This is a genomic window from Pseudomonas sp. IT-P12 (assembly GCF_949767465.1).
GTDB lineage: Bacteria > Pseudomonadota > Gammaproteobacteria > Pseudomonadales > Pseudomonadaceae > Aquipseudomonas.
Window position 1 is genome coordinate 1 of sequence record NZ_CATKPY010000009.1, and the last position, 1,190, is coordinate 1,190.

Below are 1,190 nucleotides of genomic sequence, written 5' to 3' on the forward strand. Positions count from 1 at the left end.
GTGGGAGATTCTATGGTTGAGGGGAAACCCTCAACTTGCTTTCGGCTGGTATTCGCTCTGCCCCTTCAGTAGCGCAAATACGACCCGAGCAAGTTTACGGGCCAGAATCACCAGTGCCTGAGTGGTGCTGAACCCTCTAGCTCGTTGCTCTTCATAAAAACCTTTCCAGGTTGCTGTTCGGCTGGCCGACATGGCTGCATTGTGCAAAAGTCGGCGCGCCTCCGGATCACCTCGTTTTGTCAGACTGCGGCGACCGTCCTTCTGTCCCGACTGTGAAACCCGTAAGTCCATCCCCAAAAAAGCGATGAATGCGTCAGCGTTTTTAAACTCGCCCCTTTGAAACGCCGCGATCAGGCGAGCTCCAGTCAAAAAGCCTATGCCTTCAACTTTCATGCAGCGCCTTAGATGGGCAAGTAAACCGGCCTCTTTAAGGACGTCGTTGATCATCTTCTCGACCAGCACTTCAAACCTCTGCATTGAGGCTATTTGCTCGGCAAAAGCGGCTTTGAGCAGCGGCTCATTTGCCCAGCTCTGTACCAGGCCAACTCGTGCCTGAACCAGCGCGGCGCGCCGGCGGAAAAGACTCAAGAGCTGACGATACAGCGGCGATGGTGGAGTCCATGGGTGAAGCTCTTCATATTCGTTTTTCAGATAACGGGCGAGCAGCTTTGCATCCAGCGCGTCGGTTTTGGCGCGAACCTTCACACCTTTACGGTAGTGGCTTAGTTCATAGCCACCGACCATGTAAATCGTGCAGCCGGCATCATGGGCCAGATCGGCGAATTCCAAGTGATAGATATTGGTCGACTCAATTGCTACGTCGACCGGTGCCGGCAAGGCTTTCAGCCATTTCTTGATGGCTGGCTTGTTATTGGGAAGCGTCTCCAGCAGATCCAGTTCGGTCTGGTAGATCACCAGTTCATTTTTGGCGACATCCACGCCCACGATTGGCTTGGAAACAGAGACCGACATTGCCATTGAACATCCCCCGAGATATGGTTTTGAGCACTTGAAGGGCTCACCCAGAGGCGCAGGCTTGTTCCTATCGTCGGTCTAGCCAGATGCATTCTTTATCGGCGCTTGGGTGAAAGGAGGAGGGGCGAAATCTCCCACGGATCTGTACTGCGCCAACAGTCAGAATCGAGCCTTGTCCCTCCTCCTCCCTTCAAGTACCAGCATACAAGCGAGCC

Annotated in this window: 1 protein-coding gene; it reads right to left on the bottom strand. The window is 53.9% G+C overall.

The features are described 5' to 3' along the window. Positions 1 to 30: 30 nt before the first annotated feature. Entirely contained in the window at positions 31 to 978 is a 948-nt protein-coding gene (locus ACM6IM_RS03250; protein ID WP_414864137.1) for an IS110 family transposase, read from the bottom strand. Positions 979 to 1,190: the final 212 nt, after the last annotated feature.

What these genes read in the sequence shown, in the direction of transcription:
- ACM6IM_RS03250 (WP_414864137.1), bottom strand. Translation starts at nt 978, where the DNA reads ATGGCAATGTCGGTCTCTGTTTCCAAGCCAATCGTGGGCGTGGATGTC.